At 66.3% G+C, this 26,148-nt stretch carries 25 protein-coding genes; 17 read left to right on the forward strand and 8 right to left on the reverse strand.

The window, feature by feature from the left end; genetic code table 11:
• The first annotated feature begins 3 nt into the window (after positions 1 to 3).
• Positions 4 to 1,056 (forward strand): glycosyltransferase family 2 protein, encoded by a 1,053-nt coding sequence (locus ACSFA8_RS01350; protein WP_435477729.1) that lies wholly within the window; start codon positions 4 to 6, stop codon positions 1,054 to 1,056.
• Here the strand turns inward: ACSFA8_RS01350 and ACSFA8_RS01355 are convergent.
• Positions 1,038 to 1,811 (reverse strand): glycosyltransferase family 2 protein, encoded by a 774-nt coding sequence (locus tag ACSFA8_RS01355; protein ID WP_435477730.1) that lies wholly within the window; start codon positions 1,809 to 1,811, stop codon positions 1,038 to 1,040. The two genes, ACSFA8_RS01350 and ACSFA8_RS01355, sit on opposite strands and share 19 nt — an antisense overlap.
• Before the next feature lie 44 nt (positions 1,812 to 1,855).
• Here ACSFA8_RS01355 and ACSFA8_RS01360 point away from each other — a divergent pair, with 44 nt between their 5' ends.
• Positions 1,856 to 2,950, forward strand: a complete 1,095-nt coding sequence (locus ACSFA8_RS01360) for a glycosyltransferase family 4 protein (protein WP_435477731.1) — start codon at positions 1,856 to 1,858, stop codon at positions 2,948 to 2,950.
• Positions 2,951 to 2,995: 45 nt separating this feature from the next.
• A complete protein-coding gene (gene argB, locus ACSFA8_RS01365; RefSeq protein ID WP_435477732.1) occupies positions 2,996 to 3,889 on the forward strand; it encodes an acetylglutamate kinase in 894 nt (297 codons plus the stop codon).
• Here argB and galE read toward each other — a convergent pair whose 3' ends face one another.
• Entirely contained in the window at positions 3,890 to 4,909 is a 1,020-nt protein-coding gene (gene galE / locus ACSFA8_RS01370; RefSeq protein ID WP_435477733.1) for a UDP-glucose 4-epimerase GalE, read from the reverse strand.
• Positions 4,910 to 5,026: 117 nt separating this feature from the next.
• Between galE and slmA the strand changes: the two genes are divergently transcribed.
• From slmA to ACSFA8_RS01390, 4 genes are all read left to right on the forward strand, one after another.
• Positions 5,027 to 5,671, forward strand: a complete 645-nt coding sequence (gene slmA / locus ACSFA8_RS01375; protein ID WP_435477734.1) for a nucleoid occlusion factor SlmA — start codon at positions 5,027 to 5,029, stop codon at positions 5,669 to 5,671.
• 114 nt (positions 5,672 to 5,785) lie between these two features.
• Positions 5,786 to 6,388 carry a DUF1326 domain-containing protein gene (locus ACSFA8_RS01380; RefSeq protein ID WP_435477735.1) on the forward strand — a complete coding sequence of 201 codons (603 nt, stop codon included), beginning with the start codon at positions 5,786 to 5,788 and terminating at the stop codon, positions 6,386 to 6,388.
• Positions 6,385 to 7,200 (forward strand): DUF2182 domain-containing protein, encoded by an 816-nt coding sequence (locus ACSFA8_RS01385; protein WP_435477736.1) that lies wholly within the window; start codon positions 6,385 to 6,387, stop codon positions 7,198 to 7,200. Before ACSFA8_RS01380 ends, ACSFA8_RS01385 begins: the two co-directional genes overlap by 4 nt.
• Positions 7,193 to 8,071, forward strand: coding sequence for a DMT family transporter (locus ACSFA8_RS01390; protein WP_435477737.1), 879 nt, complete (start codon positions 7,193 to 7,195; stop codon positions 8,069 to 8,071). Before ACSFA8_RS01385 ends, ACSFA8_RS01390 begins: the two co-directional genes overlap by 8 nt.
• Positions 8,072 to 8,598: 527 nt before the next feature.
• On the opposite strand, the gene ACSFA8_RS01395 is transcribed toward ACSFA8_RS01390, so the two are convergent.
• The 6 genes from ACSFA8_RS01395 to ACSFA8_RS01420 all read right to left on the reverse strand — a co-directional run bounded on the left by ACSFA8_RS01395 (position 8,599) and on the right by ACSFA8_RS01420 (position 15,301).
• Complete coding sequence (locus tag ACSFA8_RS01395; RefSeq protein WP_435477738.1) at positions 8,599 to 9,657, reverse strand: malate/lactate/ureidoglycolate dehydrogenase; 1,059 nt, start codon at positions 9,655 to 9,657, stop codon at positions 8,599 to 8,601.
• A gap of 145 nt (positions 9,658 to 9,802) precedes the next feature.
• Positions 9,803 to 11,329, reverse strand: coding sequence for a UxaA family hydrolase (locus ACSFA8_RS01400; RefSeq protein ID WP_435478432.1), 1,527 nt, complete (start codon positions 11,327 to 11,329; stop codon positions 9,803 to 9,805).
• Between the two features lie 127 nt (positions 11,330 to 11,456).
• Positions 11,457 to 12,854 carry a TRAP transporter large permease gene (locus tag ACSFA8_RS01405; protein ID WP_435477739.1) on the reverse strand — a complete coding sequence of 466 codons (1,398 nt, stop codon included), beginning with the start codon at positions 12,852 to 12,854 and terminating at the stop codon, positions 11,457 to 11,459.
• Positions 12,855 to 12,865: 11 nt separating this feature from the next.
• On the reverse strand, positions 12,866 to 13,423 hold the full coding sequence (locus ACSFA8_RS01410) for a TRAP transporter small permease (RefSeq protein ID WP_435477740.1): 558 nt from the start codon (positions 13,421 to 13,423) through the stop codon (positions 12,866 to 12,868).
• A gap of 119 nt (positions 13,424 to 13,542) precedes the next feature.
• Positions 13,543 to 14,541, reverse strand: coding sequence for a sialic acid TRAP transporter substrate-binding protein SiaP (locus tag ACSFA8_RS01415; protein ID WP_435477741.1), 999 nt, complete (start codon positions 14,539 to 14,541; stop codon positions 13,543 to 13,545).
• A 52-nt stretch (positions 14,542 to 14,593) separates the two neighbouring features.
• Positions 14,594 to 15,301: a FadR/GntR family transcriptional regulator gene (locus tag ACSFA8_RS01420; protein ID WP_435477742.1), complete on the reverse strand. Its 708-nt coding sequence runs from the start codon at positions 15,299 to 15,301 to the stop codon at positions 14,594 to 14,596.
• 151 nt (positions 15,302 to 15,452) lie between these two features.
• Here ACSFA8_RS01420 and ACSFA8_RS01425 point away from each other — a divergent pair, with 151 nt between their 5' ends.
• The 10 genes from ACSFA8_RS01425 to ACSFA8_RS01470 all read left to right on the forward strand — a co-directional run bounded on the left by ACSFA8_RS01425 (position 15,453) and on the right by ACSFA8_RS01470 (position 26,122).
• Complete coding sequence (locus ACSFA8_RS01425; protein ID WP_435477743.1) at positions 15,453 to 16,187, forward strand: SDR family oxidoreductase; 735 nt, start codon at positions 15,453 to 15,455, stop codon at positions 16,185 to 16,187.
• Positions 16,184 to 16,939: an SDR family NAD(P)-dependent oxidoreductase gene (locus ACSFA8_RS01430; protein ID WP_435477744.1), complete on the forward strand. Its 756-nt coding sequence runs from the start codon at positions 16,184 to 16,186 to the stop codon at positions 16,937 to 16,939. The genes ACSFA8_RS01425 and ACSFA8_RS01430 overlap by 4 nt, the downstream gene beginning before the upstream one ends.
• A gap of 30 nt (positions 16,940 to 16,969) precedes the next feature.
• Positions 16,970 to 17,818, forward strand: coding sequence for a fumarylacetoacetate hydrolase family protein (locus ACSFA8_RS01435; protein ID WP_286623264.1), 849 nt, complete (start codon positions 16,970 to 16,972; stop codon positions 17,816 to 17,818).
• 114 nt (positions 17,819 to 17,932) lie between these two features.
• Positions 17,933 to 18,616: a TetR/AcrR family transcriptional regulator gene (locus ACSFA8_RS01440; protein WP_435477745.1), complete on the forward strand. Its 684-nt coding sequence runs from the start codon at positions 17,933 to 17,935 to the stop codon at positions 18,614 to 18,616.
• Between the two features lie 49 nt (positions 18,617 to 18,665).
• Positions 18,666 to 20,462, forward strand: coding sequence for an acyl-CoA dehydrogenase C-terminal domain-containing protein (locus tag ACSFA8_RS01445; protein WP_435477746.1), 1,797 nt, complete (start codon positions 18,666 to 18,668; stop codon positions 20,460 to 20,462).
• 107 nt (positions 20,463 to 20,569) lie between these two features.
• Positions 20,570 to 20,974 (forward strand): DUF2147 domain-containing protein, encoded by a 405-nt coding sequence (locus ACSFA8_RS01450; RefSeq protein ID WP_435477747.1) that lies wholly within the window; start codon positions 20,570 to 20,572, stop codon positions 20,972 to 20,974.
• 121 nt (positions 20,975 to 21,095) lie between these two features.
• The gene (locus tag ACSFA8_RS01455) at positions 21,096 to 23,495 is read left to right on the forward strand and encodes a 3-hydroxyacyl-CoA dehydrogenase/enoyl-CoA hydratase family protein (RefSeq protein WP_435477748.1); all 2,400 of its coding nucleotides are present in this window, start codon (positions 21,096 to 21,098) and stop codon (positions 23,493 to 23,495) included.
• Between the two features lie 62 nt (positions 23,496 to 23,557).
• Positions 23,558 to 23,977: an endonuclease domain-containing protein gene (locus tag ACSFA8_RS01460; RefSeq protein ID WP_435477749.1), complete on the forward strand. Its 420-nt coding sequence runs from the start codon at positions 23,558 to 23,560 to the stop codon at positions 23,975 to 23,977.
• Positions 23,974 to 25,170, forward strand: a complete 1,197-nt coding sequence (locus ACSFA8_RS01465; protein WP_435477750.1) for an acetyl-CoA C-acyltransferase — start codon at positions 23,974 to 23,976, stop codon at positions 25,168 to 25,170. The genes ACSFA8_RS01460 and ACSFA8_RS01465 overlap by 4 nt, the downstream gene beginning before the upstream one ends.
• A gap of 58 nt (positions 25,171 to 25,228) precedes the next feature.
• The gene (locus ACSFA8_RS01470; RefSeq protein ID WP_435477751.1) at positions 25,229 to 26,122 is read left to right on the forward strand and encodes an alpha/beta hydrolase family protein; all 894 of its coding nucleotides are present in this window, start codon (positions 25,229 to 25,231) and stop codon (positions 26,120 to 26,122) included.
• Positions 26,123 to 26,148 lie beyond the last annotated feature (26 nt).

A 26,148-nucleotide genomic window follows, 5' to 3' on the forward strand; every position in this document is an offset into this window, starting at 1 on the left:
CGAATGCCTCACGAAAACGCCATCACTGCCGCTGCGAGGCCGAGCGTCGTCGTGGTCATCCCTTTCTACAACGGCGCCGACTTCATCGAGCGTTCGGTCAAGAGCGTGTTCAACCAGACGGTTCCGGCGCACGAGGTGATCGTCGTCAACGACGGTTCGCGGCCGGAAGAGCGCGAAGCGCTGGGGGCTTTGGCCGCGCGCTATCCGTTCAGGATCGTCGACAAGGAAAACGGCGGCCAGGGCTCCGCGCGCAACGCCGGCGTGGCTGCTTCCAGCGCGGATTTCCTCTGCTTCCTGGATCAGGACGACTTCTATCTGCCGAACCACATCGAGATCCTGGTCGACGGGATTCCCGCCGGTGATGCGCGTTTCGGTTTCGTCTACGCCGACTTGTACGAGGCCGATGTCGACGGCAATGTGGTGCGCACCTCGCTCGTGAAGGAGCATGCAAAGAACCATCCCAAGCGCAGCATCTTCGACCTGTTGCGCTACGACATGTTCGTGCTGCCTTCCGCGGCGCTGGTGAGCCGGGTGGCCTTCGATGCGGTGGGTGGCTTCGATGGCCAATTCATGGGCTACGAAGACGACGACCTCTTTCTTCGCATTTTCCGCAAGGGCTACAGCAACCATTTCATCGACCGTGCCGTCACGGTCTGGTGCATCCACACCGAAAGCACTTCGTTCGGCATCCGGATGATTCGCAGCCGCTTTCGCTACTTCAAGAAGCTGATTGCCATGTTCCCCGACGAGCCGCGGCGCGGACGCTTCTACTTTCGCGACCAGCTGGTGCCGAGGTTCGGCAAATTCTTCGTCGATCACGCCATCGAGGCGATCAAGCTCGACAACGAGTACCGCGGCGAGATGTTCGCCTACCTGTCCGAATACACCGACATGGTGCTCGCCAACCCCTACATGGGCCGCCGCCGCAAGGTCAAGCTCTGGACCACACGCTTCCTGCTGTCGCACAGCACGCCCGGCATCGTCCGAGCGATCGGCTCGGCCACCAAGCTGCCGGTGATCCGCGGCTTTCGCAAGATCTACAAGACCGAGGCCTGATTCCCGCTTCGCACAGCCCGGCGAAACTGCCAGAACGCGCTGGAGCCCCAAACCTTGAGCAGGCTGGTGACGTGCCAGTAAAGATGCCTGCGGCTCGTCCGGCTCGCCCGGCGCGCATCGTGCAGCGCCAGCAGGTCTTCGGCCACCTGCAGCTTCCATCCCGCCAACTGCGTGCGCGCACAGATGTCGAAGTCTTCGCCATACATGAAAAAGCGCTCGTCGAAGCCACCGACCTCGCGGTAGGCGCGGCTGCGAAACAGCATGAACAGGCCGGGCACCCATTCGGGCACGGCCGGAATGGCATAGCCCGGCCGCTTGCGCGTCAGGATCTCGAGCGGGGTGATGATGGCGCGGTGCTGTTCGGGCTGCGTCTTGCTGGGCTCGAGGATGCGCGGTGTCAGCAAGCCGGCATCCGGCGCAGCCTGTGCGGCCAGTGGCGCGAGCACGTCGTTGTCGAAGCGCATGTCCGGGTTGAGCACCAGGAACCATTCGGAATCGCAGCGCCTGAAGGCCTGGTTGTGGTTCGCCCCGAAACCCATGGCCGCAGCGTTCTCGATCCGCTCGACCGGAAACTGCCACGACAAGCCCGCCAGCACATCGGGTTCCGGAATGTTCAGGGTCAACAGCACCTTGTCGATCGAACCGGCGCTGAACCGGTCCAGTTGTTCCAGCAACGGCCGGATCAGCGCCAACTGACCGTGGCTCACGATGGAGACGGTGATGGGCTTGGGGGCGTGGGAAGGGGGCGTGGGCATGGTCTAATTTCGACCGGGAATTCTAGGGTTCCCGCTCCATCCCCATGATTGCCCTGATCGTCATCAGTTTCCTCCTCTCCGCGGTTGCCGTGCTGGTGTTCATGCGCCGCGCGCGGCGGCATGCGCGGCGCTATGCGGCCGACATGCCGCAGCGTTTTCACAAGGGGCACGTGCCGCGCCTCGGCGGCGCCGGAATTTTCATCGGCATGGGCGCCGCCTGGCTCGCGGCCGGGTGGTCCGGAGACCCGTTCAACGTGGGCTGGCCGGTCATGGCCTCGGGCCTGGTGCTGTTGTGCATCGCGCCGGCCGTGCTGGGCGGCATCACCGAGGACGTGACACAGAAGGTCAAGGTGCGCTGGCGGCTCGGGCTCACCATCGGCTCGGCCCTGCTGCTGTGCTGGCTGCTCGGGCTCGGCGTCTACCGCACCGGCTTCCCGGTCGTCGACGGCTGGATGCGCACCGTGCCCTATGTCGCCGTGCTGTTCGCGGCGCTGGCGATCGGCGGGCTTCCGCATGCCTTCAACATCATCGACGGCTACAACGGCCTCGCCGGCACCGTGGCCGTGCTGGTGTGCCTTGCGATCTCGCATGTCTCGCTCCAGGTTGGTGACCGGCAGCTCGCGGCGATGGTGATCTGCCTGGTCGGCGCGACGCTGGGTTTTCTGATGTGGAACTACCCGCGCGGCAAGATTTTTGCGGGCGACGGCGGTGCCTACGTGTGGGGCATCGTCATCGCCGTGGCCTGCGTGATGCTGGTCAAGCGGCACCCGAATGTTTCGCCCTGGTTCCCGATGCTGCTTCTGATCTACCCGGTGTGGGAGACGCTGTTCTCGATCTACCGCAAGCTGGCGCGCGGCCAGTCGCCGGGTACGGCCGATGCGCTGCACTTCCACCAGTTGATCTTCCGCCGCATCGTGCGCGTGGCGTTCGAGGACAACGAGGCGCGCCAGCTGCTGGCGCGCAACAATCGCACCTCGCCCTACCTGTGGATGTTCGCGGCGCTGTCGGTGGTGCCGGCCGTGCTGTTCTGGAACAACACCCTCGTGCTGATGCTGTTCTGTCTTCTGTTCGTCACGACCTACGTCGTCGCCTACCTGATGATCGTGCGCTTCAAGGTGCCGCGCTGGCTACGGCCTTAGCCATACCGGCAAAATCCGCCGACTTTCACCTGGGCCATTTCCTCCATGACCGACCCCGTCCTGAACATCCCGCCGCGCGACAAGGCCGAAATCCTGGCCCAGGCGCTGCCGTACATCCGCAAGTTCCATGGCAAGACCATCGTCATCAAGTACGGCGGCAACGCGATGACCGACCCGGCCCTGCAGGCCGACTTTGCCGAAGACGTGGTGCTGCTCAAGCTGGTCGGCATGAACCCGGTGGTGGTGCACGGCGGCGGGCCGCAGATCGAGGCGGCGCTCAACCGGCTCGGCAAGAAGGGCCATTTCATCCAGGGCATGCGTGTCACCGACGACGAGACCATGGAAGTCGTCGAGTGGGTACTGGCCGGCGAGGTGCAGCAGGACATCGTGGGCCTGATCAACCAGGCCGGCGGCAAGGCGGTGGGCCTGACCGGGCGCGACGGCGGCCTGATCCGCGCGCAGAAGCTCAAGCTGGCCGACCGCAACGATCCCAACGTGCACCACGACGTGGGCCTGGTAGGCGAAATCGTGGCGATCGACCCCAGCGTGGTGAAAGCCTTGCAGGACGACGCCTTTATTCCGGTAGTCAGCCCGATCGGCTTCGGCGAGAACAACGAGAGCTACAACATCAATGCCGATGTGGTGGCCGGCAAGCTGGCCACGGTGCTGAAGGCCGAAAAGCTGATGCTGCTGACCAACACGCCGGGCGTGCTCGACAAGAACGGCAAACTGCTTACCAACCTGAGCGCGCGCGAAATCGACGACCTGTTCGCCGACGGCACCATCTCGGGCGGAATGCTGCCCAAGATCGAAGGCGCGCTCGACGCGGCCAAGAGCGGCGTGAACGCGGTGCACATCATCGATGGCCGCGTCCCGCACGCGATGCTGCTCGAAATCCTGACCGACCAGGCCTACGGAACGATGATCCGCGCCCGCTGATCAGCTCTCGTAGCCCTTCGGATTTCCCTGCTGCCAGCGCCAGCTGTCGGCGCACATCTGATCCAGCCCGCGGCGGGCCTGCCAGCCGAGCGTGGCCTGCGCGAGCGAAGGGTCGCCCCAATATGCGGGCACGTCGCCCGGGCGGCGCGGGCCGATCTCATGGGCAATCGCGCGTCCGCTGGCGCGCTCGAACGCCTTGACGACGTCCAGCACCGACGCGCCCTGGCCGGTGCCGAGGTTCAGCGTCACCAGCCCGGGCGCGCGCGCCGCGTGCCGCAGCGCCGCTACATGGCCCTCGGCCAGATCCATCACATGCACATAGTCGCGCACACCGGTGCCGTCGGGCGTGGGGTAGTCGCCGCCATGCACGGCCAGCCGGTCGCGCAGACCCACCGCAACCTGGCAGACGTAGGGCATCAGGTTGTTCGGCTTGCCCTGCGGGTGTTCGCCGATCAGCCCGCTCTCATGCGCACCCACCGGATTGAAGTAGCGCAGCAGCGCCACGCGCCAGTCGGGCTGAGCGTGCTGCAGATCGGTCAGCACCTGCTCCACCATGCGCTTCGAATGCCCGTAGGGATTGGCGGGCCGGCACGGCGCGCTTTCGGGAATGGGCGAGCGCTCCGGGTCGCCATACACGGTGGCCGACGACGAAAAGATCAGCGTCTTCACGCCAGCCGCCTGCATGGCCGCAGCCAGCACCAGTGTGCCGTTCACGTTGTTGTCGTAATAGCGTACCGGGTCGGCCACCGAGTCGCCGACCGCCTTGAGGCCGGCGAAATGGATCACGCCCGAGATGACGTTTTCGCGAAACAGGCGATCCAGCAGCGCACGGTCGCGCACGTCGCCTTCGACGAACGCCGGCGTTCCGCCTGTGATGGCCGCAAGCCGCTCCAGCACGCGCACGTCGCTGTTCCCCAGGTTGTCGAGGATCAAGGGCGTGTAGCCCGCCGCGGCGAGCGCCACGCAGGTGTGGCTGCCGATAAAGCCGGCTCCGCCGGTGACCAGGATGTTGGGGCTCATGTTGCTGTAGACATTTCGTGAAGTCGTTCATTCTCTGTGAGCCCGCGCAGAATGATGTTGGCACGCACTCACTAACGCTGTGCGAGAATCATTTAATTACACTTTTTCGCCACAATCATGCAGCACGAAGAGATGAGCGCCCCTGGTGATGCCATCCCGGCCGAGGCCGCTCCGGCCGCGACGCGCAAGCGCCCCAAGCCGGGCGAGCGGCGCGTGCAGATTCTGCAGGCGCTGGCGGCCATGCTCGAGCAGCCGGGCGCCGAACGTGTGACCACGGCCGCGCTGGCGGCGCGGCTGGAGGTGAGCGAGGCCGCGCTGTACCGCCACTTCGCCAGCAAGGCGCAGATGTTCGAGGGCTTGATCGAGTTCATCGAACAGAGCGTGTTCAGCCTGGTCAACCAGATCACCGAGCGCGATGCGCCGGGTCGGGAGCAGGCCGCAAGGGTGATTTCGATGGTGGTGCAGTTCGCCGAGAAAAACCCGGGCATGACGCGCGTGATGGTCGGCGATGCGCTGGTCTACGAGAACGAGCGGTTGCAAAGCCGCATGAATCAATTCTTCGACAAGATCGAATCGACATTGCGCCAGGCCCTGCGCGGCGTCGCGTCGGACGAGGGCTCGGCCACGCCCACCGTCGATGCGCAGGTGCGGGCCTCTGCGCTCACCGCCTTCGTGGTCGGGCGGCTCCAGCGTTTTGCGCGCTCGGGGTTCCGGCGCGCGCCTTCCGAGCACCTGGAAGCGTCGGTCGCGCTCATGCTCTGAGCCCGTTCCTGTTACTCGACTTGATCCGGCGCGAAGCGTAGGATCGGTGCCCCCTTGCCGCCCGGGTCGCGGCGACAAGTCCGTGTTCGTGTGACTTCTTGAATGGAGGTTCGTATGAGCTATCACCTGGAAGGTCGCCTGCTCGAGGTATGCAACTGCAACGTCCTGTGTCCCTGCTGGATCGGCGAGGATCCTGACAACGGCACCTGCGACACGATCGTCGCGTGGCGCATCGACAAGGGAACGATCGACGGCCTCGATGTCGGCGGCAACACCATCGCGGCCGTGGCGCATGTGCCCGGAAACATCCTGGAAGGCAACTGGACGGCGGCGATCTTCGTCGACGACAACGCCTCCAAGGCGCAGGAGGAGGCGCTGCTCAAGGTCTACACCGGGAAGGCCGGCGGCCCGATCGCCGACCTGGCCGCGCTCATCGGTGAGGTCGTGTCGGTCGAGCGCGCTTCGATCCGCTTCACCGTGAACGAAGGCAAGGGCGAGCTGGCGATCGGCAAGGACTACTACGCCGAACTGGAGCCCTACCGTGGTGCGACCGGCGGCCAGACCACCCTTTCCGACACCGTGTTCTCGACGGTTCCGGGCGCGCCGGTGTTCGTCGGCAAGGCGCCGACCTATCGGTCCAAGAACGCCGCACTCGGCATCGACCTCGACATCAAGAACCACAACGCCCTGCAAAGCACCTTCGTCTTCGACGCATGAACCCGGCGGCCGGCTCGCCGCCGCGCAACGTCTCCCGCCACCGTCGCGTGTTCCTGCCGGTTCTTGCGGCGCTGGTCGCGCTTGCATGGGCAATGCTGTGGGCCTGGGCGCGCAGCCCATACGGGCGCTATCTCGAACATGGCGACTGGACGGCCTCGGGGCCGGCAGCCTTCCTGTGCCGGGTCGTTCCCGCGGGCGACGTGGTCGTGCCCATGGTGCTTTACGCCGCAGCGTGGATCCTCATGACGGCGGCCATGATGCTGCCGACCACGCTGCCGCTGTTCAACGCCTTCGACCGGCTGACCACGGGCCGCCCGGACCATGTGCGCCTGCTCATGCTGCTGGGGCTGGGCTACATGGCGGTGTGGGGTGCCTTCGGGCTGCTGGCGCACGCGCTCCACAGCGCGGTGCTGGCCCTGCTCGCCAGCGCGCCGACGCTGGCCTGGCATGGCTGGGTGATTGGTGCCGCGACCATTGCACTGGCAGGCGCCTTCCAGTTCAGCCGTCTCAAGCACCGCTGCCTGGAGAAGTGCCGCACGCCGTTGAGCTTCGTCATCGAGCACTGGCGCGGGCAGGCGCAGGGCCGCCATGCGTTCGCGCTGGGCCTGCACCACGGTTTGTTCTGCGTCGGCTGCTGCTGGGCGCTGATGCTGTTGATGTTCGCCCTGGGCACCGGCAGCCTGGGCTGGATGCTTCTGCTGGCTGCGGTCATGGCGATGGAAAAGAACGTTCGCTGGGGCCATCGTCTCAGCGCGCCGCTCGGGTTCGCGTTGCTGGGCTGGGCCGCCTTCCTGGTGGCAACGCATGCCTGAAGCACGCGGCGGGCGCTCCGGCCTGCAGACCCTCGCGCTCACGGCGACGGCCATGCTGGCGTTCGCGGCCAATTCGCTTCTGTGCCGGCTCGCGTTGCAGCAAGGCGGCATCGATCCGGCCAGCTTCGGCAGCATCAGGCTGGTTTCCGGTGCGATCACGCTCGCCCTCGTGGTGCGGTTCAGGGCGCCGCCGTCCGCGCCCGGCCGTGCCGACTGGCTCGCCGCCGTCATGCTGTTCGCCTATGTGGCGTTCTTCTCTTTCGCCTACCTCAGCCTGCCCGCGGGCACGGGCGCGCTGATTCTGTTCGGAGCGGTGCAGCTCACGATGCTGGGTGCCGGCCTGGGCTCCGGCGAGCGCTTCGGGCCCGTTGCATGGTTCGGTTTCGTTCTGGCGGCGGGTGGGCTCGTCTATCTGGTGTTGCCGGGTGTCGCTGCGCCGCCGCTCCTCGGTGCCGTGCTGATGGCGATCGCGGGCGTGGCGTGGGGCGTGTACTCGTTGCGCGGCCGCGGCGTGCCTGACCCGTTGGCCGCCACGGGCCGCAACTTCACGCGGGCAGTGCCGCTGGCCCTGGCGTTGAGCCTTGTTTTCGTGGCCCGCGCCCATGCAGACGCGACCGGCGTTGCGCTCGCCGTGGCTTCCGGGGCATTGACTTCAGGCCTCGGCTATGTCGTCTGGTATGCGGCGCTGGCCCGTCTTTCGGCCATGCAGGCGGCCACGGTGCAGCTGTCGGTGCCGCTCCTGGCTGCGTTCGGCGGCGTGCTGCTCCTGTCGGAAGCGATCACGCCACGGCTGGCTGCTGCCTCGGTGGCGATCCTGGGCGGCATCGCGCTGGTACTGAGCCGCAGGTCGCAGAGCCGGCGTTCTGCTTGAAGTTGGCGCTCCGACTCTGACCTCTGACCTCTGACCTCTGACCTCTGACCTCGGGGCTCGGGGCTCGGGGCTCGGGGCTTGGGGCTTGGGGCTTGGGGCTTGGGGCTTGGGGCGGGCCGCTGGCGGCGGGTGGCCCCTTCCGCGAATGTCCCCCGGGCTTCGCCCTCCTCCTTTATTTCGCTGCAGGGGCCACCCACCACCAGCGGCCAGGGCACGCTCTTGGTGTTCAGCGCGAAACGGTCACGCGGCTTCCAGGATCAGGGCGGTGGGGCACGCTGCGCAGCGAAATAAAGGAGGAGGCCGCAGGCCGGGGGACATTCGCGGAGCAGCGTGCCCCGCCGCCCTGATCCCGCCCCGAAACATCCGCGGCCCTGAGCCCGTCAGCCCCATCCGCCCCGGCACCTCAGCGCCCCGCACCCTTGGCGCCCAGAAACCTCAGCACCCCGGAACCTCGACGCGCCGCAAGCACAGCGCTCAGATCAACACAACGCCGGATTCAGACTCGAATGCAAAACCGTGTGCATCCCTCAGGCGATGGCCACGCCCACCTTGGCGCCCGCCGCGACGATCTCGCCCCACGTTGCATCGTCCAGCCAGATGCCGTCGCGCTCGCGCGCCACGCGCGCGGCGCGCTCGGGCTCGCCGGCGATCTGCACGTGGTCGAAGCCCGCGCCCGGCGGGCTCTCGCGCAACCATTCGACGAAGGCCGTGGCTTCCTGCGCAAAGCTGGCCTGGATGCCGAGCTTCGCCGGATCGATCAGCACCGTCAGCATGCCGTTGAGCACGGTGCGTGCAGCGTCTGCCGGGCGGTGCCAGGTGCCGCCGCCAGTGAGTGCACCGCCGAGCAGCTCGCAGGCCATCGCCATTCCGTAGCCCTTGTGCTCGCCGAAGGTCATCAGCGCGCCGAACAGGCCATTGCCTTGCGGCACGACGACCACACCGGGGTCGTTGGTCGGCGCGCCGCGCTCGTCGATCAGGTAGCCGTCGGGCACGCGCTCGCCCTTGTTGTGGGCCACGCGCATCTTGCCCTGGGCCACGCGGCTGGTCGCGAAGTCGAGCAGGAACGGTTCGGCGCCCGCCAGCGGAATGCCGATACAACACGGGTTGGTGCCGAAGCGTCCGTCGCCGCCGCCCCAGGGTGCGACCACGGGCCGCGACAGCACGTTGACGAAGTGCATCGACACCAGGCCTTGCGCCGTCGCCATTTCGGCGAAATGCCCGATGCGGCCGAGGTGGTGGGCCGCCGACAGCGTCATGATGCAACTGCCGTGCTGCCTTGCGCGCGCGATGCCGAGTTCCATGGCCTGCACGCCGACGATCTGCCCGTAGCCATGCTGACCGTCGAGCGCGAGCATCGTGCCAATGTCGGCATTGACCTTGACCGACGCGTTGGGCGTGAGCCCGCCTTCCGCCACCGCGTCGACATAGCGCGGCAGCATGCCCACCCCATGCGAGTCATGGCCGCTCAGGTTGGCCAGCACGAGATTGCCGGCAACCTGCCCGGCCTCGGCCGGCGAGCTGCCGGCGGCTTCAAGGATGCGGGCGCAATTCGTTCGCAGGACGGTGGCGGAAAGTGTCTGTGGCATCAGTGGACTCCAGAGGGTTTGCAAGGGCCGCGCAGCAAGGCCCGTTCGTGAAACACCGCGGAACCGGCTCTGCCGGGCCGCCGGTGTTGCCCCCGGTCGGGGGAAGGCGAAGGCGACACGCAGTGCGCCGCAGCCTGGGGGCGAGCTACATCACCGCCCCGACTTGCCACGGCACGAACTCGTTCTGGCCGTAGCCGTGCTTCTCGCTCTTCGACGCCTCACCCGACGCGGTGGCGAGCACCAGCTCGAAGATGCGCTGGCCCATCTCCTGGATCGACGCCGTGCCGTCGACGATCTCGCCGCAGTTGATGTCCATGTCTTCCTCCTGACGCTTCCACAACGCCGAGTTGGTGGCGAGCTTGAGCGAAGGCGAGGGCGCGCAGCCGTAGGCCGAACCGCGGCCGGTGGTGAAGCAGATCACGTTGGCGCCGCCGGCCACCTGGCCGGTCGCGCTCACTGGGTCGTAGCCCGGCGTGTCCATGTAGACAAAGCCGTGCGCCGTCACGGGCTCTGCGTATTCGTACACGGCTTCGAGGTTGCTGGTGCCGCCCTTGGCCACCGCGCCCAGCGACTTCTCGAGGATGGTGGTGAGCCCGCCCGCCTTGTTGCCCGGCGAGGGGTTGTTGTTCATCTCGCCCTCGTTGATCTCGGTGTAGTGCTCCCACCAGCGGATGCGGTCGACCAGCTTCTGGCCGACCTCGCGCTTCACGGCGCGCCGCGTCAACAGATGTTCGGCACCGTAGACCTCCGGGGTTTCGCTGAGGATCGCGGTGCCGCCATGCGCCACCAGCAAGTCGACCGCGGCCCCCAGCGCCGGATTCGCGCTGATGCCCGAATAGCCGTCCGAGCCGCCGCACTGCAGCCCGATCGTGATGTGCGCCGCGCTGCAGGGCTCGCGCTTCACCGCGTTGGCACGCGGCAGCATCTCGTTGACGAGCGCGATGCCCTTGTCGACCGTCTTGCGCGTGCCGCCGGTGTCCTGGATGTTGAAGGTGCGGAAGTTCTCGCCCTCCGCCAGATGGCCGGTCGAGAGCCAGGCTTTGATCTGGTTGGCCTCGCAGCCGAGGCCCACCACCAGCACGCCGGCAAAGTTGGGGTGTGTCGCATAGCCCGTGAGCGTGCGCTCCAGAATCTGCATGCCCATGCCCTGCGTGTCCATGCCGCAGCCCGTGCCGTGCGTGAGCGCGACGATGCCGTCGACGTTCGGGAATGCGGCGAGCGCCGATGGGTTGGTCTTGCGCGAGAAATGGTCGGCGATGGCGCGCGCGGCGGTGGCCGAGCAATTCACGCTGGTCAGCACGCCGATGTAGTTGCGCGTGGCCACGCGGCCATCCGCGCGCTTGATGCCCATGAAAGTGGCCTCGCGCTTCACGGGCGCCGGTTTCACGTCGGCGCCGAATGCGTAGTCGCGAGCAAAGTCGCCTTTGTCGGGGCCCATGTCGAGGTTGTGCGTATGCACATGCTCGCCAGCGGCGATCGGCCTGCTCGCGAAGCCGATGATCTGGTTGTAGCGGCGCACCGGCTCGCCCGCAGCGATCGCATGCGTCGCGACCTTGTGGCCGGCGGGAATCAGGCCGCGCACGGCGATGTCTTCGACTTGCGCGCCGCCGACCAGCTGGCTGCGCGCGATCACGACATCGTCGGCTGGGTGCAGACGGATAAACGGGGTCATGGACGTCATGGATGAATCTCCTGGGGAACACAGTGGAACCGGCTTTGCCGGGCCGCTGGTGTTGCACCCTGCAAGGGGGTTGGGGAAGCGACACGAAGTGCGCGAAGACTGGGGGTGTGCGTCATTTCTAGAAGAACATTCTGGGCAACCACAGTACCAATGACGGCACATAGGTGATCACCACCAGCGCCAGCAGCAGCGGCACCAGCCAGGGAAGGATCGCCATGGTGGTGCGCTCGAAGCTCAGGCCCGCCACGCGCGCCAGGACGAACAGCACCATGCCCATGGGCGGGTGCAGCAGGCCGATCATCAGGTTCAGCACCATCACGAGGCCGAAATGAACCGGGTCGATACCCAGTTGCGTGGCGATCGGCAGCAGGATCGGCACCAGGATCGTGATGGCCGCCGTGGGCTCGAGAAAGCAGCCGACGAACAGCATCAGGAGGTTGGCCAGCAGCAGGAACACCCAGGCCTGCCGGGTGAAACCGAGCACCCAGGCCGCGATGTCGGTGGTGACGCCGGTGGCGGTCAGCATCCAGCCGAAGATCGAGGCCGCAGCCACGATGAACAACACGGTCGATGTGGTTTCGATGGTGTCGAGACACACCTTGACGAACATCTTCCACGACAGCGTGCGATACCAGGCAAAGCCCAGGATCATGGCCCACACGCAGGCCGCGATCGCGCCTTCGGTCGGCGTGAAGAGGCCCGTCGTCATGCCGCCGATCAGCAGCACCGGCGTCATGATCGGCAGCAGGGCCTCGAACCTGAAGATCCGGTCGAGCACGAACAGGCTGGCCAGGCCCGCGAACACGGTGAGTTGCGCCGGCGTGCCCAGCTTGGCCACCAGCAGCCAGATCAGCAGCGGCCAGCCGACCACCACCGCCAGTTCGCACATCGCCTTGAAGAAGCGGGTGCTCGAGAACTTGACGTCGCCGCCCCACTTGTTCTTGTGGGCGTAGTAGCCGACCGTCAGCATCATCAGGATCGCCATCATCACGCCCGGCAGGATGCCCGCGAGGAACAGCGCGCCGACCGACACGTTGGCCATCATTCCGTAGATCACGAAGGGAAGGCTGGGCGGGATGATAGGGCCCAGCGTGGCCGAGGCGGCGGTCACGCCGACCGCGAACTCGGTCGAGTAGCCGTGCTCCTTCATGGCCTTGATCTCGATCGTACCGAGGCCGGCCGCATCGGCAATGGCGGTGCCGCTCATGCCCGCGAAGATCACCGAGCCCAGCACGTTCACGTGGCCGAGCCCGCCCTTCATCCAGCCCACCAGCGCCAGTGCGAAGTTGTAGATTCGCGTCGTGATGCCCGCGTTGTTCATCAGGTTGCCGGCCAGGATGAAAAACGGAACTGCGAGCAGCGGAAAGCTGTCGATCCCGCTCACCATGCGGTGGATCACCACGAACGGCGGCAGGGTGCTGTCCGACAGCGCGATGTAGGCCAGCGAGGCGCCGGCCATCGCGATGGCGACCGGGATGCCGCCGGCCATGAAAACAAGAAAGAAAATCTTCAGCATGGGCGCGTGCCTCAGTGGTCGGCCAGGGTGGATTCGGGACGCTCCAGCACGCTGTAGCCGCGCCGCCAGTGGATGCGCGCGACCTGGAGCGAGCGAAACGCCATGGCGGCGAAGCCGAATGCACACAGCCCGTAGACGATGTTCATCGGCGCGTCGACGATGGTCATGCGCGTGGTGCTGCCGATCTTCAGCATCATCTGGATCGTCATGGCCACCGCCGCGACGAAGAACGCGATGCGCAGCACATCGACCGCACGCGACAGCCAGCGGCCCATTGCAGCCGGCATGTGGCGGTAGAAGAAGTCGACCTGGATCTGGTTGTTCTTGGCCACGCCGATCGCCGCGCCGATGAACACCACGCCGATCAGCATGTAGCGCGCCACCTCTTCGGTCCACGCGGCCGAGTCGTTCATCACGTAGCGCGTGACGAACTGGTAGAACACGGTGAGCGCGAGCAGCCAGAAGATCACCAGCGCGATCCAGCCCTCGGCGATGGTGTCCGAGAGATCGATGACCTCATCTTCCACATGGAAGTGGCCCTCGTCATCAATGATCTTTTCTTGAGTCATGCACACTCGTCAAAGCAGTTTTCGTGGAACACCGCGGAACCGGCTCCGCCGGGCCGCAGGTGTTGCCCCCGGCAGGGGGTTGGCGAAGCGACACGAAGTGCGCGCAGCCTGGGGGCGAGCTATTTGATCGCAAGGATGCGGTCGTAGTCCTGCTGGCGGTAGCCCTGGTCGGTCGGCTTGGTGGCCTTCAACACGGCTTCGCGGAATGCGTTCTTGTCGACCGCGATGATGTTGTTGCCCTTCTTCTTGAACTCTTCGGTCAGGCGCGCTTCCGAGGCGATGATTTCGCGGCCGGTCTTTTCGGCGGCTTCCTGCATCACATCGCCGAAGATCTTCTTCTCGTCCGCGCTCAGCTTGCCCCAGAGCTGGCCCGAGGTGACGGTGAGCAAAGAGTCGATGATGTGGCCGGTCAACGAGATGTTCTTCTGCACCTCGAAGAACTTCTTGGCTTCGATGGTCGGCAGCGGGTTTTCCTGGGCGTCGACCGTGCCGTTCTGCAAGGCAAGGTAGACCTCGGCAAAGGCGATCGGCGTGGCGTTGGCGCCGAGCGACTTGGGAAAGGCCAGATAGGCCGGCGCATCGGGCACGCGGATCTTCAGGCCCTTCATGTCTTCCGGCTTGGTCACGGGCCTGGCCGCGCTCGACGTGACGTGGCGCGCGCCGTAGTAGGTGAGGGCGGTCACGTGGTTGCCGCTCTTCTCGTCGTAGCCCTTGGCCAGCTCCTTGAAGACATCGCTCTGCGCGTACTTCAGCAAGTGGTCGGCATCGCGGAAGATGAACGGAAAGTAGGTGACGGCAAGCGGCTTGTAGGTGTTGCCCGCGAAGCTCGCACCGGTCAGCACGATGTCGACCGTGCCCAGCGTCAGGCCCTGGTTGATGTCCGACTCCTTGCCCAGGCTCGAGGCCGGGAACACCTGGATCTCGTACTTGCCGTTGGTGCGCTTCTTGATCTCGTCGGCCGCCCACAGGGAGTACTTGTGGAACGGTTCGGACGTTTCGTACACGTGCGCCCACTTCAGCTTGGTTTGCGCATTGGCAATGCCCAGGGTGCCTGCAGCGCTCACGGCGATGGCGCAGGCGGCCAGGGTCTTGATGGCAGATCGCTTGTCGATGTTCATTGTTTGTCTCCGTTGGTGGTGGTGGGGAAGAAAGCAGAAAGCGGCGGTTGCTTCAAACCGCCTTAGCCCGGCGCCAGCTCGCGCTGAAGCGTTGATGCGACTTGTCCATGTGCTCGTGCATCGCGGCGCGTGCGGCGTCGGGGTCGCGCGCCACGATCGCGTCGCGGATCGCCTCGTGCTCGGCGATCGCGCGGCGCCACGACACCACGGTTTCGAAATAGCCGCCGAGCCGCGTGAACAGCGGGCCTCTGCGCGAGTCCCAGAAGCCCTGCACGGTTTCGATCAGCACCGCGTTGCCGCTGGCTTCGACGATCGCGAGGTGAAACGCCCGGTCGCCGTCGAGCGGCATCACGTTGCGGTCGGCCATTTCGCGCATGGTGTCGATCGCGCGCTGCATGGCGTCGAAATCCTTGCGCTTGCCGTGCAGCGCGGCCAGTGCTGCGGTTTCGCCCTCGACCACGCGGCGCGCGCGGATCAGTTCGAGCGGGCCCCATTCGGTCGCTTCGACCGGCGCGGCCGCACGCCGGGGCCGATCAAGCACATACACGCCCGAGCCGGTGCGCACCTCGACATAGCCCTCGACCTCGAGCGCGATCAGTGCCTCGCGTACCGAGGGCCGGCTCACGCCGAGCTGGCGCGCCAGATCCCGCTCGGCCGGCAGCCGCGCGCCGGGGACGAACTCGCCCTTGCCGATCAGTGCGCGCAGCTGGTCGGCAATCTGGCGGTAGAGGCGTTGCGGGGCGATCGAGTGCAGCGGCACGGGGAATCGGGGAAGAGGGAAGGGCGGGGTTAAGGGTTGTCCTGAATTGGACAAGTGGTCAGGCCAATTCAGAATACGATCCGCACGGCGTTGCAACCATCGGGCGAAACCCTGAACATTCCGCCGGCACCCATTCCATCGAGGAGACAGCATGAGACTCAAAGGGAAGACCGCCCTCATCACGGCGGCCGGGCAGGGCATCGGCCGCGCAACCGCGCTCGCCATGGCCTCTGAAGGCGCCCAGGTCTGGGCTACCGACGTCAACGCCAAGCTGCTCGAAAGCTACGCCGGCACGCCGAACGTGCAGACCGCCGTGCTCGACGTGCTCGACAAGGCCGCGATCCATGCGCTTGTGGCCCGCATGCCGGCGGTCGACGTGCTGTTCAACTGCGCCGGCGTCGTGCACAACGGCCCGATCCTCAGCGCCACCGACGACGACCTCGACTTCGCGTTCCGCCTCAACGTGCGCGCGCAGTTCTGGGCCATCCAGGCCGTGCTGCCACGCATGCTGGCTGCGGGCGGCGGCAGCATCATCAACATGGCGAGCGTGTGCTCCAGCATCAAGGGCCTGCCGAACCGCAACGTCTACGGCACCACCAAGGCGGCGGTGCTGGGCCTGACCAAGAGCGTGGCGGCCGACTACGTCATGCAGGGCATCCGCTGCAATGCAGTGTGCCCCGGCACGGTCGATACACCGTCGCTGGGCGAACGCATCAATGCCAACGACGACCCGGTTGCGGCGCGCCAGGCCTTCATCGCGCGCCAGCCGATGGGCCGGCTCGCGCAGGCGCACGAAATCGCGCCGGTGGTGGTGTTCCTGGCCAGCGACGAGGCCATCTTCGCCACCGGCCAGGCCTTCTCGGTCGACGGCGGCATCACGATATGAATCGGCTCGACTTCCACGGCCGGCATGCGGTCATCACCGGGGGTGCCACCGGGCTCGGCTTTGCGATTGCCGAGCGGTTGCTGGCTTCGGGCGGCGACGTCACGCTGTGGGATCGCGACCAGGCGGCCGTCGAGGCCGCAGCGCAGCGGCTCGGCGAGAACGCGGTGGCGGTCGCCGTCGACGTGGCCGATGCCGCGGGCGTGGCCCAGGCGGTGCAGGCGACGCTGGCGCGCCGCAAGGCCGGCGCGACGGTCGATGCACTGGTCAACTGCGCCGGCATCACCGGCCCGAATTCGAAGCTCGCCGACTACCCGGTCGACGCCTGGCGCCAGGTGATCGAGGTCAACCTCAACGGCGTTTTTCTCTGCTGCCGCGAGTGGGTGCCGCACCTGCGCGAGCGGCCGTGGGCGCGCATCGTCAACATCGCCTCGGTGGCCGGCAAGGAGGGCAATCCGAACGCCAGCGCCTACAGCGCCAGCAAGGCCGGCGTGATCGCGCTGACCAAGTCGCTCGGCAAGGAACTGGCCGACACGGGTGTGCGGGTCAACTGCGTCACGCCGGCCGCGGTCAAGACCGCGATCTTCGACCAGATGACGCCCGAGCACGTCGCGTTCATGCTCTCGAAAATTCCGATGGGCCGCTTCGGCACGCCGGCCGAAATCGCGTCGATGGTGGCCTGGCTGTGCACCGAAGACTGCGCGTTCTCGACCGGTGCTACCTTCGACCTCTCCGGTGGCCGCGCCACCTATTGATTCACTTGTCACACTGAAAGGACTTCCCGAATGAAACTCGTGCGCTACGGCAACCCCGGCAAGGAAAAGCCCGGCCTCATCGACGACAACGGCCAACTGCGCGACCTGAGCGGCGTGATCAAGGACATCGGGCCCGACCAGCTCGGCGACGCTGCCATCGCCAAGCTGCGCAAGCTCAAGGCCGACAAGCTGCCGCTGGTCAAGGGCAAGCCGCGCTACGGCAGCCCGGTCGCCAATGTCGGCAAGTTCATCGCGATCGGCCTCAACTTTGCCGACCACGCGGCCGAATCCGGTCTTCCGGTGCCGAAGGAGCCAGTGGTGTTCATGAAGGCCACCACCTGCATCCAGGGCCCGAACGACCCGGTCATGCTGCCCAAGGGCTCGGTCAAGTCCGACTGGGAGGTCGAGCTCGGCGTGGTCATCGGCACGCGCGCGCGCTACGTCTCGCAAAAGGATGCGCTGAACTACGTGGCCGGCTACTGCACCATCAACGACGTGAGCGAGCGCGAGTACCAGATCGAGCGCGGCGGCACCTGGGACAAGGGCAAGGGTTGCGACACCTTCGGTCCGCTCGGCCCCTGGCTGGTGACGCGCGACGACGTGGCCAATCCGCAGAAGCTCGCCATGTGGCTCGACCTCAACGGCAAGCGCGTGCAGACCGGCAACACCAAGACGATGGTGTTCGGCGTCGCCAAGATCATCAGCTACGTGAGCCAGTTCATGACGCTGATGCCCGGCGACGTGATCACCACCGGCACCCCGCCCGGCGTCGGCATGGGCATGAAGCCGCCGCTGTTCCTGAAGAAGGGCGACGTCATGACGCTCGGTATCGAGGGGCTGGGCGAGCAGCGGCAGGACGTGGTGGGCTTCAAGCTGTAAGCCGCCGGTTTTGCGTTCCACCCAAAAGACCCACCCGCGCGGTGGGTCTTTTTGTTGGGCAGAACTGTCAATCTCCTGCAAAATAGAACGACCGTTCGTTTTATTCTGCGCCCAATGTCCCTCGATGCCGTTCCCGCCAAAAGTACCCGTGCGGCCCAGAAAGGGCAGCAGACCAAGGCCGTGATCGTCGATGCCGCGCTCAATCTGGCGCAGCAGATCGGGCTCGAGGGCCTGTCGATTGGGGCCGTGGCCGAGATCACGCAGATGAGCAAGTCGGGCGTGTTCGCCCATTTCGGCTCGCGCGAGGAACTGCAGATCTCTGTGGTGCGCGAGTACCACGCGCGCTTCGAGCAGGAAGTGTTCTACGCCGCCCTGTCGGCGCCGCGCGGGCTGCCGCGCCTGCGTGCCATGTTCGGCAACTGGATGAAGCGCACCTCGGTCGAGATCGATTCGGGCTGCATCTACATCAGCGGCGCCACCGAGTTCGACGACCGGCCCGGGCCGGTGCGCGACGCGCTGGTCGAGTCGGTCAGCATCTGGCAGGCGGCCGTGCTGCGCGCCGTGGTGCAGGCGCAGACCGAAGGCCACCTCGATCCGGACGCCGACGCGCGGCAGATCGCGTTCGAAATCCACGGCCTGATCCTCGCGCTGCACTACGAGGCGCGCTTCCTGCGCGTGCCGGGCTCGATCGAGCGCGCGGAGCGCGGCTTCGACAACCTGCTCGAGCGCTGCGCCACGGCCACCGCGCCGCTGCCCGCGGGCGCATCTTCCCAGCCGCCGCTCAAGCGCGTGCGCTGAACATTTTTTCTCTTTTCTCTTTCTAGAACTTGTCCAGGAGCTTTCGTCCATGCCCATCTACAACCCGCCGCTGCGTGACATGCAATTCGTTCTGCACGAAGTGCTGCACGTCGCCGAAGAACTGAAGGCCCTGCCGGCGCATGCCGAGACCGATGCCGAAACCATCAATGCGGTGATCGAGGAGGCCGGCAAGTTCGCGGCCGAAGTGACCTTTCCGCTCAACATCAGCGGCGACGAAGAAGGCTGCGTGCTCGACAAGACCACGCACGAGGTCAAGGCGCCCAAGGGGTTCAAGGAAGCCTACGCGCAGTTCGTCGAAGGCGGCTGGCCGGCACTGTCGTGCGACCCGCAGTTCGGGGGCCAGGGCCTGCCGTTCGTGGTGAACCAGTGTCTGTACGAAATGCTCAACAGCGCCAACCAGGCCTGGACGATGTACCCGGGCCTCTCGCACGGCGCGTACGAAGCACTGGCGGCGCACGGCACCGACGCGCAGAAGAAAACCTACCTGCCCAAGCTCACCAGCGGCGAGTGGACCGGCACCATGTGCCTGACCGAGCCGCATTGCGGCACGGATCTCGGCATGCTGCGCACCAAGGCCGAACCGATGGCCGACGGCAACTACAAGCTCACCGGCAACAAGATCTTCATCTCGGCCGGCGAGCACGACATGGCCGCCAACATCATCCACCTGGTGCTGGCCCGCCTGCCCGACGCGCCCAAGGGCAGCAAGGGCATCAGCCTGTTCGCGGTGCCGAAGTTCATCGTCAAGGACGACGGATCGCTCGGCGAGCGCAACCCGATCTACTGCGGCGGCCTCGAGCACAAGATGGGCATCCACGGCAACGCGACTGCGCAGATCGTGATCGACGGCGCCGTCGGCTCGCTGGTCGGCCAGCCGCACAAGGGCCTGGCCGCGATGTTCGTGATGATGAACGCGGCACGCCTGGGGGTCGGCAACCAGTCGCTGGGCCTGACCGAAGTGGCTTACCAAAACGCCTTGGCCTACGCCCGGGATCGCATCCAGATGCGCTCGCTGACCGGCCCGAAGGCCAAGGAAAAGGACGCCGACCCGATCATCGTGCACCCCGACGTGCGCAAGATGCTGCTCACGGCCAAGGCCTACGCCGAAGGCGGCCGCGCGCTGCAGATCTTCTGCACCCTGCTGCTCGACAAGGAACACCACCACCCCGACGAGAAGGTGCGCAAGGACAGTGGCGAACTGGTCGCGCTGCTCACGCCGATCGTCAAGGCCTTCATCACCGACAACGGCCACATCGCGACCAACGCCTGCATGCAGGTGTTCGGCGGCCACGGCTTCATCAAGGAATGGGGCATGGAGCAGTTCACGCGCGACAACCGCATCAACATGATCTACGAAGGCACCAACACCATCCAGTCGCTGGATCTGCTGGGCCGCAAGGTGCTGGGCAACAACGGCGCCTCGCTCAAGAAGTTCGGCAAGCTGGTGGGTGCGCTGGTGGCCGAAGAGGGTGTCAACGAGAAGATGAGCGAGTTCATCACGCCGGTGGCGATGCTGGGCGAGCAGCTGACCAAGTTCACCACCGAGATCGGCTTCAAGGGCTTCCAGAATCCCGACGAGGTCGGCGCTGCCGCGGTCGACTACCTGCGTGTGGCCGGCCACTTCGTGTTCGGCTACCTGTTCGCCCGCATGGCGCAGGTGGCGCTGCGCGAAATCGCCGCCGGCAACACCGACCCGTTCTATGTCGCCAAGCTGCAGACCGCGCGCTTCTACTTCGCCAAGCTGTTCCCCGAGACCGCGACGCTGATGCGCACTGCGCGCGCCGGCAGCAAGGTCTTGATGGACACGGATGCGGCACTGGCATGACCCCCAGTCTTCGCGCACTTCGTGTCGCTTCGCCAACCTCTTTGCAGGGGGCGACGCCAGCGGCCCGGCGGAGCCGGTTCCGCGGCATTTCGCTGTTGGCGGCTGCCATGCTGTGTGCAGCGTCGGCGCTCGCGCAGACGAGCCCGGTCGGGCTGTGGCGCAGCGTCGACGACAAGACCGGTGAAGTCAAGGCGGAGATCCGCGTCACCGAAACCGGCGGCGCGCTGGCCGGCCGCATCGAGAAGACGCTGAAGAAGGATGCCAAGGCCGACGCCGTCTGCGACGAATGCAGCGACGACCGCAAGGGCAAGCCGATCGCCGGCCTCGAGATCATCCGCGGCGGCAAGAAGGCCGAAGGCAAGGATGTCTGGGAGGGCGGCAAGATCCTCGACCCCGAAAACGGCAAGGAATACCGTGCCAGCTTCACGCCCATCGACGGCGGCAAGAAGCTGGAAGTGCGCGGCTACCTCGGCCCCTTCTGGCGCACCCAGACCTGGAACCGCGCCCAGTAGCCCACCCCCGTAGCTGCTCACTTCGTGTAGCAGCCTCCCCCTCAAGGGGGCAACACCAGCGGCCCGGCAAAGCCGGTTCCGCGGTGTTCCCCGAACTGATTCAGAACTTCGAAACTCCGCTATGTCCCGATTTCAAGTGAAGAAGGTCGCCGTTCTCGGCGCCGGCGTGATGGGCGCGCAGATTGCCGCACATCTCGTCAACGTCCGCGTACCCGTCGTGCTGTTCGACCTAGCGGCCAAGGAAGGCCCGAAGAACGGCATCGTCACCCGCGCCATCGACAACCTCAAGAAGCTCAAGCCCGCGCCGCTCGGTGACGTGGCCGATGCCGGCCTGATCGAAGTCGCGAACTACGACGACGACCTCGCGAAGCTGGGCGAGTGCGATATCGTCATCGAAGCCATTGCCGAACGCATGGACTGGAAGCTCGATCTTTACAAGAAGATCGCTCCGCACGTCGCCAAGCATTCGATCCTGGCCTCGAACACCTCGGGCCTGTCGATCACGAAGCTCAGCGAAGCGTTGCCCGAAGCGCTCAAGCCGCGTTTCTGCGGCATCCACTTCTTCAACCCCCCGCGCTACATGGCTCTGGTCGAGCTGATCAACACGCCGACCACCGAGCCGCAGGTGCTCGACCAGCTCGAAGCCTTCGTCACCAGCACGCTCGGCAAGGGTGTGGTGCGCGCGCACGACACGCCCAACTTCATCGCCAACCGCGTCGGCATCGCCGGCATGCTGGCGACGCTGAAGGAAGTCGAGAAGTTCGGCCTCACGCCCGACGTGGTGGACGACCTCACCGGCAAGAAGCTGGGCCGCGCAAGCTCGGGCACCTTTCGCACGGCCGACGTGGTGGGCCTCGACACGATGGCCCACGTGGTCAAGACGCTGCAGGACAACCTGAATGCCGAGACTGATCCGTTCTACGCCAACTTCGCGACGCCGCCGGTGCTGGCCAAGCTGCTGGAACTCGGCAACCTGGGCCAGAAGACCAAGGCCGGCTTCTTCAAGAAGGTTGGCCGCGACATCCTGCGCTTCGACCTGGCCAAGGGCGACTACGTGCCTTCGGGCGAGAAGGCCGACGAGGTCTATGGCCGCATGCTGAAGAAGCCGGCAGGCGAGCGCCTGAAGCTGCTGCGCGAGAGCGAAGGGCCGCAGGGCCAGTTCCTCTGGGCCATCCTGCGCGACAGCTTCCACTACGCGGCCGTGCACCTGGCGACGATTGCCGAAAGCGCGCGCGACGTGGACTTCGCGATGCGCTGGGGATTCGGCATGAAGCAGGGGCCGTTCGAGCTCTGGCAGGAGGCCGGCTGGGCGCAGGTCGCGAAGTGGGTCCAGGAAGACATCGATGCCGGCAAGGCGCTCAGCACGGTGCCGCTGCCCAAGTGGGTGTTCGAGGGCGCAGTCGCCAAGGCCGGTGGCGTGCACACGCCCGAGGGCTCGTGGAGCGCTTCGCAGGGCCAGTTCGTGCCGCAGCGCAAGCTGCCCGTCCATGAACGCCAGCTGTTCCCCGAAAGCGTGCTCGGCGCCAATGCGCCCGACGCGAACACCGCGGGCACGACGATCAGCGACGAAGGCGATGTGCGCGTCTGGACGCTTGACAGCGAGATTCTGATCGCGAGCATCCATTCGAAGATGCATGCCATCAGCCCCGACGTGGCCGAAGCACTCGGTGCCGCGGTCGAGCTGGCCGAAGCCGAGTACAAGGGCCTGGTGATCTGGTCGCCCGATGAGATGTTCTCGGTCGGCGCCGATCTGCAGGCGATGCTGCCGGCCTTCGTGGTCGCCGGCATCAGTGCGGTCGAAGGGGCCGAAGAAGAACTGCAGAACGTGATGCTCAAGCTGCGCTATGCAAGCGTGCCGGTGGTGTCTGCCGTACGCGGCCTGGCGCTCGGCGGGGGCTGCGAGCTGGCCGTGTATTCGGCCAAGCGCGTTGCCGCGATGGAAAGCTACATCGGCCTGGTCGAAGTCGGCGTGGGCCTCGTGCCGGGCGCCGGTGGCCTCACCTACATCGCGCGCCGCGCGGCAGAGAACGCGGCTGCATCCACCGGCAGCGACCTGCTGCCCTTCCTCACCGAAGGCTTCACGGCGGCGGCAATGGCCAAGGTCGGCACCGGCGCGCTCGATTCGAAGAAGCTCGGCTATCTGCTAGACAGCGACGTGATCGTCGCGAACAAGGACGAACTGCTCTACGTCGCGCTGCAGCAGGCGAAGGCGATGGCCGATGCGGGCTACCGCGCACCGCTGCGCCGCAGCTTCCGCGTGGCCGGCCGCAGCGGCGCCGCCACCATCAAGGGCCAGCTCGTGAACATGCGCGACGGCGGCTTCATCAGCGCGCACGACTTCCACATCGCGAGCCTGATCGCGGGTGTGGTCACCGGTGGCGACATCGACGCCGGTTCGCTCGTGACCGAGGAATACCTGATGGCGCTGGAACGCAAGGCGTTCTGCTCGCTCATCGTGCACCCAAAGACGCAGGAGCGAATCATGGGGATGCTCAGCACGGGGAAGCCAGTGCGCAACTGACCGCATTTCTCCTTCCCCCTCCGGGGGAAGGCAGGGATGGGGGCAACCTCCAAGCAAACACGATGCGAAACCAGGCCGCACCCAACGCCCGCGCGAATGCGCAAGCACTTCGCCGCGACATGACCGACTCGGAGCGCAAGCTCTGGAGCGGTCTGCGCGGCGAGCAATTGGGCGTCAAGTTTCGCCGCCAGCATCCGCTCGGCAACTACATCGCGGACTTTGCATGTCTGGAGCCCAAGCTCATCGTTGAACTCGACGGCTCACAGCATCTGGCGCAACAGGGTTATGACGCCACGCGCGATGCCTTCTTTCGCAGCCAGGGATTCGGCGTGCTGCGCTTTGCGTCGAATGAACCATTCATCAATCTGGAAGGGGTGCTGCAGGCCATTGCGCACCGCGTCGACGCCATGAGCGCCGTCGGCCCCCATCCCTGCCTTCCCCCGGAGGGGGAAGGAGCAAGAAACCAAGGAACATCGCCATGAAACAAATCCAGGACGCCTACATCGTCTCCGCCACGCGCACACCCATCGGCAAGTCGCACCGCGGCTACTTCCGCAACTACCGGCCCGACGACCTGCTCGCGACCACGCTGAAGGCGGCGCTTGCAGCGGTGCCCGGGCTCGACCCGAAGGCCATCGAAGACATCATCTGCGGCTGTGCGATCCCGGAATCGCAGCAGGGGCTGAATATTGCGCGCATCGGCGCCGTGCTGGCCGGGCTGCCCAACAGCATCGGCGGCATCACGGTCAACCGCTTTTGCGCCTCCGGCCTTTCGGCCGTGCAGATGGCGGCGGATCGCATCCGCGTCGGAGAGGCCGACGTGATGATCGCGGCCGGCGTCGAGAGCATGAGCATGGTGCCGATGATGGGCAATGCGCCCTCGCTGTCGCCCTCGATCTTCGAGCGCGAAGGCGATGTCGGCATTGCCTATGGCATGGGTCTCACGGCCGAGAAGGTCGCGCAGCAGTGGAAGGTGGGCCGCGACGCGCAGGATGCGTTCGCGCTGGCTTCGCACCAGAAGGCGCTGGCCGCGCAGCAGGCCGGCGAGTTCGCAGACGAGATCACGCCGATCGAAGTGACCGATCGCACGCCGAACCTCGACACCGGCGAGTCGATCGCGAAGACGCGCACCGTGAATCTCGACGAAGGCGCGCGCCCCGACACCAGCCTCGAAGGCCTGGCCAAGCTGCGCACCGTGTTCGCGGCGCGGGGCACCGTGACGGCCGGCAACAGCTCGCAGACCTCCGACGGCGCCGGTGCGCTGATCCTCGCGAGCGAAAAGGCGGTCAAGCAGTTCGGCCTGACGCCACTCGCGCGCTTCGTGAGCTTTGCCAGCAAGGGTGTGCCGCCGCACATCATGGGCATCGGCCCGATCGAGGCGATTCCGGCCGCGCTGCGCTATGCCGGGCTGAAGCACGAGGACATCGACTGGTTCGAGTTGAATGAGGCTTTCGCCGCGCAGTCGCTGGCGGTGATCAACACGCTCGGGCTCGACCCGAGCAAGGTTAACCCGATGGGCGGCGCGATCGCGCTGGGGCACCCGCTCGGCGCAACCGGCGCGATCCGCTCGGCCACCGTGGTGCACGCGCTGCGCCGCAAGAACCTGAAGTACGGCATGGTGACGATGTGCGTCGGCATGGGGCAGGGCGCTGCCGGCATCTTCGAGCGCGTGTAGTCGCAACCAGCGTTGCTGGAACCACCGGCCGGGCACTTGAGAAGAAGGAGACAACGGAATGCAAGAACAACAGCTGCAGGTCGACCCCGCCACGCGCATCGCGCTGCGGGTCTATGAACCCACCGATGGCATGCCACCGCGCGCCAGCGTGGTCATCGGCGGCGCAATGGGCGTGCGCCAAGGTTTCTACGCGCCTTTTGCCGGATGGCTCGCCACGCGGGGTCTGCGCGTCACCACTTTCGATTACAGGGGCTCGGGCGCCTCGATGGAAGGCCAGTCGCTGCGCGGCTACCGTGCCGACCTGTTCGACTGGGCACGCGACTACGAAGCCGTGATCGACGCGGCCAAGGCCGTCGAGCCCGAGCTGCCGCTCTACCTGTTCGGCCACAGCCTCGGCGCGCAGTTGCCGGGTTTTCTGCGGCGGCCGGAGCAGGTTGACGGGCTGTTGAGCATCGCGGCCGGCAGCGGCTACTGGCGCGACAACGCGCCGAAGCTCAAGCGCATGGTGCCGTACTTCTGGTGGGTGCTGGTGCCGATCGCGACGCGCATCTGCGGCTACTTCCCGGGTCGCAGGCTGCGCAAGGTCGGCGACCTGCCGCGCGGCGTGATCCTGCAGTGGCGCCGCTGGTGCCTGGATCCGCGCTACAGCGTCGGCGCCGAGGGCGAAGCGGCGGCACAGAGCTACGGCCGCGTGCAGTTCCCGGTGCTCGCGCTATCGATGACCGACGACGAACTCATGACCCTGCGTGGCACGCACAACCTGATCGGCCTCTACACCGGCGCGCCGCAGGAGGTGCAGCAGATCGCACCGGCCGACGTGCAGGCCGGGCGCATCGGCCACTTCGGCTTCTTCCACGAGCGCTTTGCCGACAAGCTGTGGCCGCGCGCGCTCGAGTCCTTGCGCGGCTTCCAGCGCGCCGCCGCTGCCCGCGTCGCCGCCACGACTGCCTGAACCCGCGCGCCCGTGCACACTGCTGC

Origin of the sequence: Variovorax nitratireducens (assembly GCF_051216545.1) — a bacterium.
Taxonomy (GTDB): domain Bacteria; phylum Pseudomonadota; class Gammaproteobacteria; order Burkholderiales; family Burkholderiaceae_C; genus Variovorax.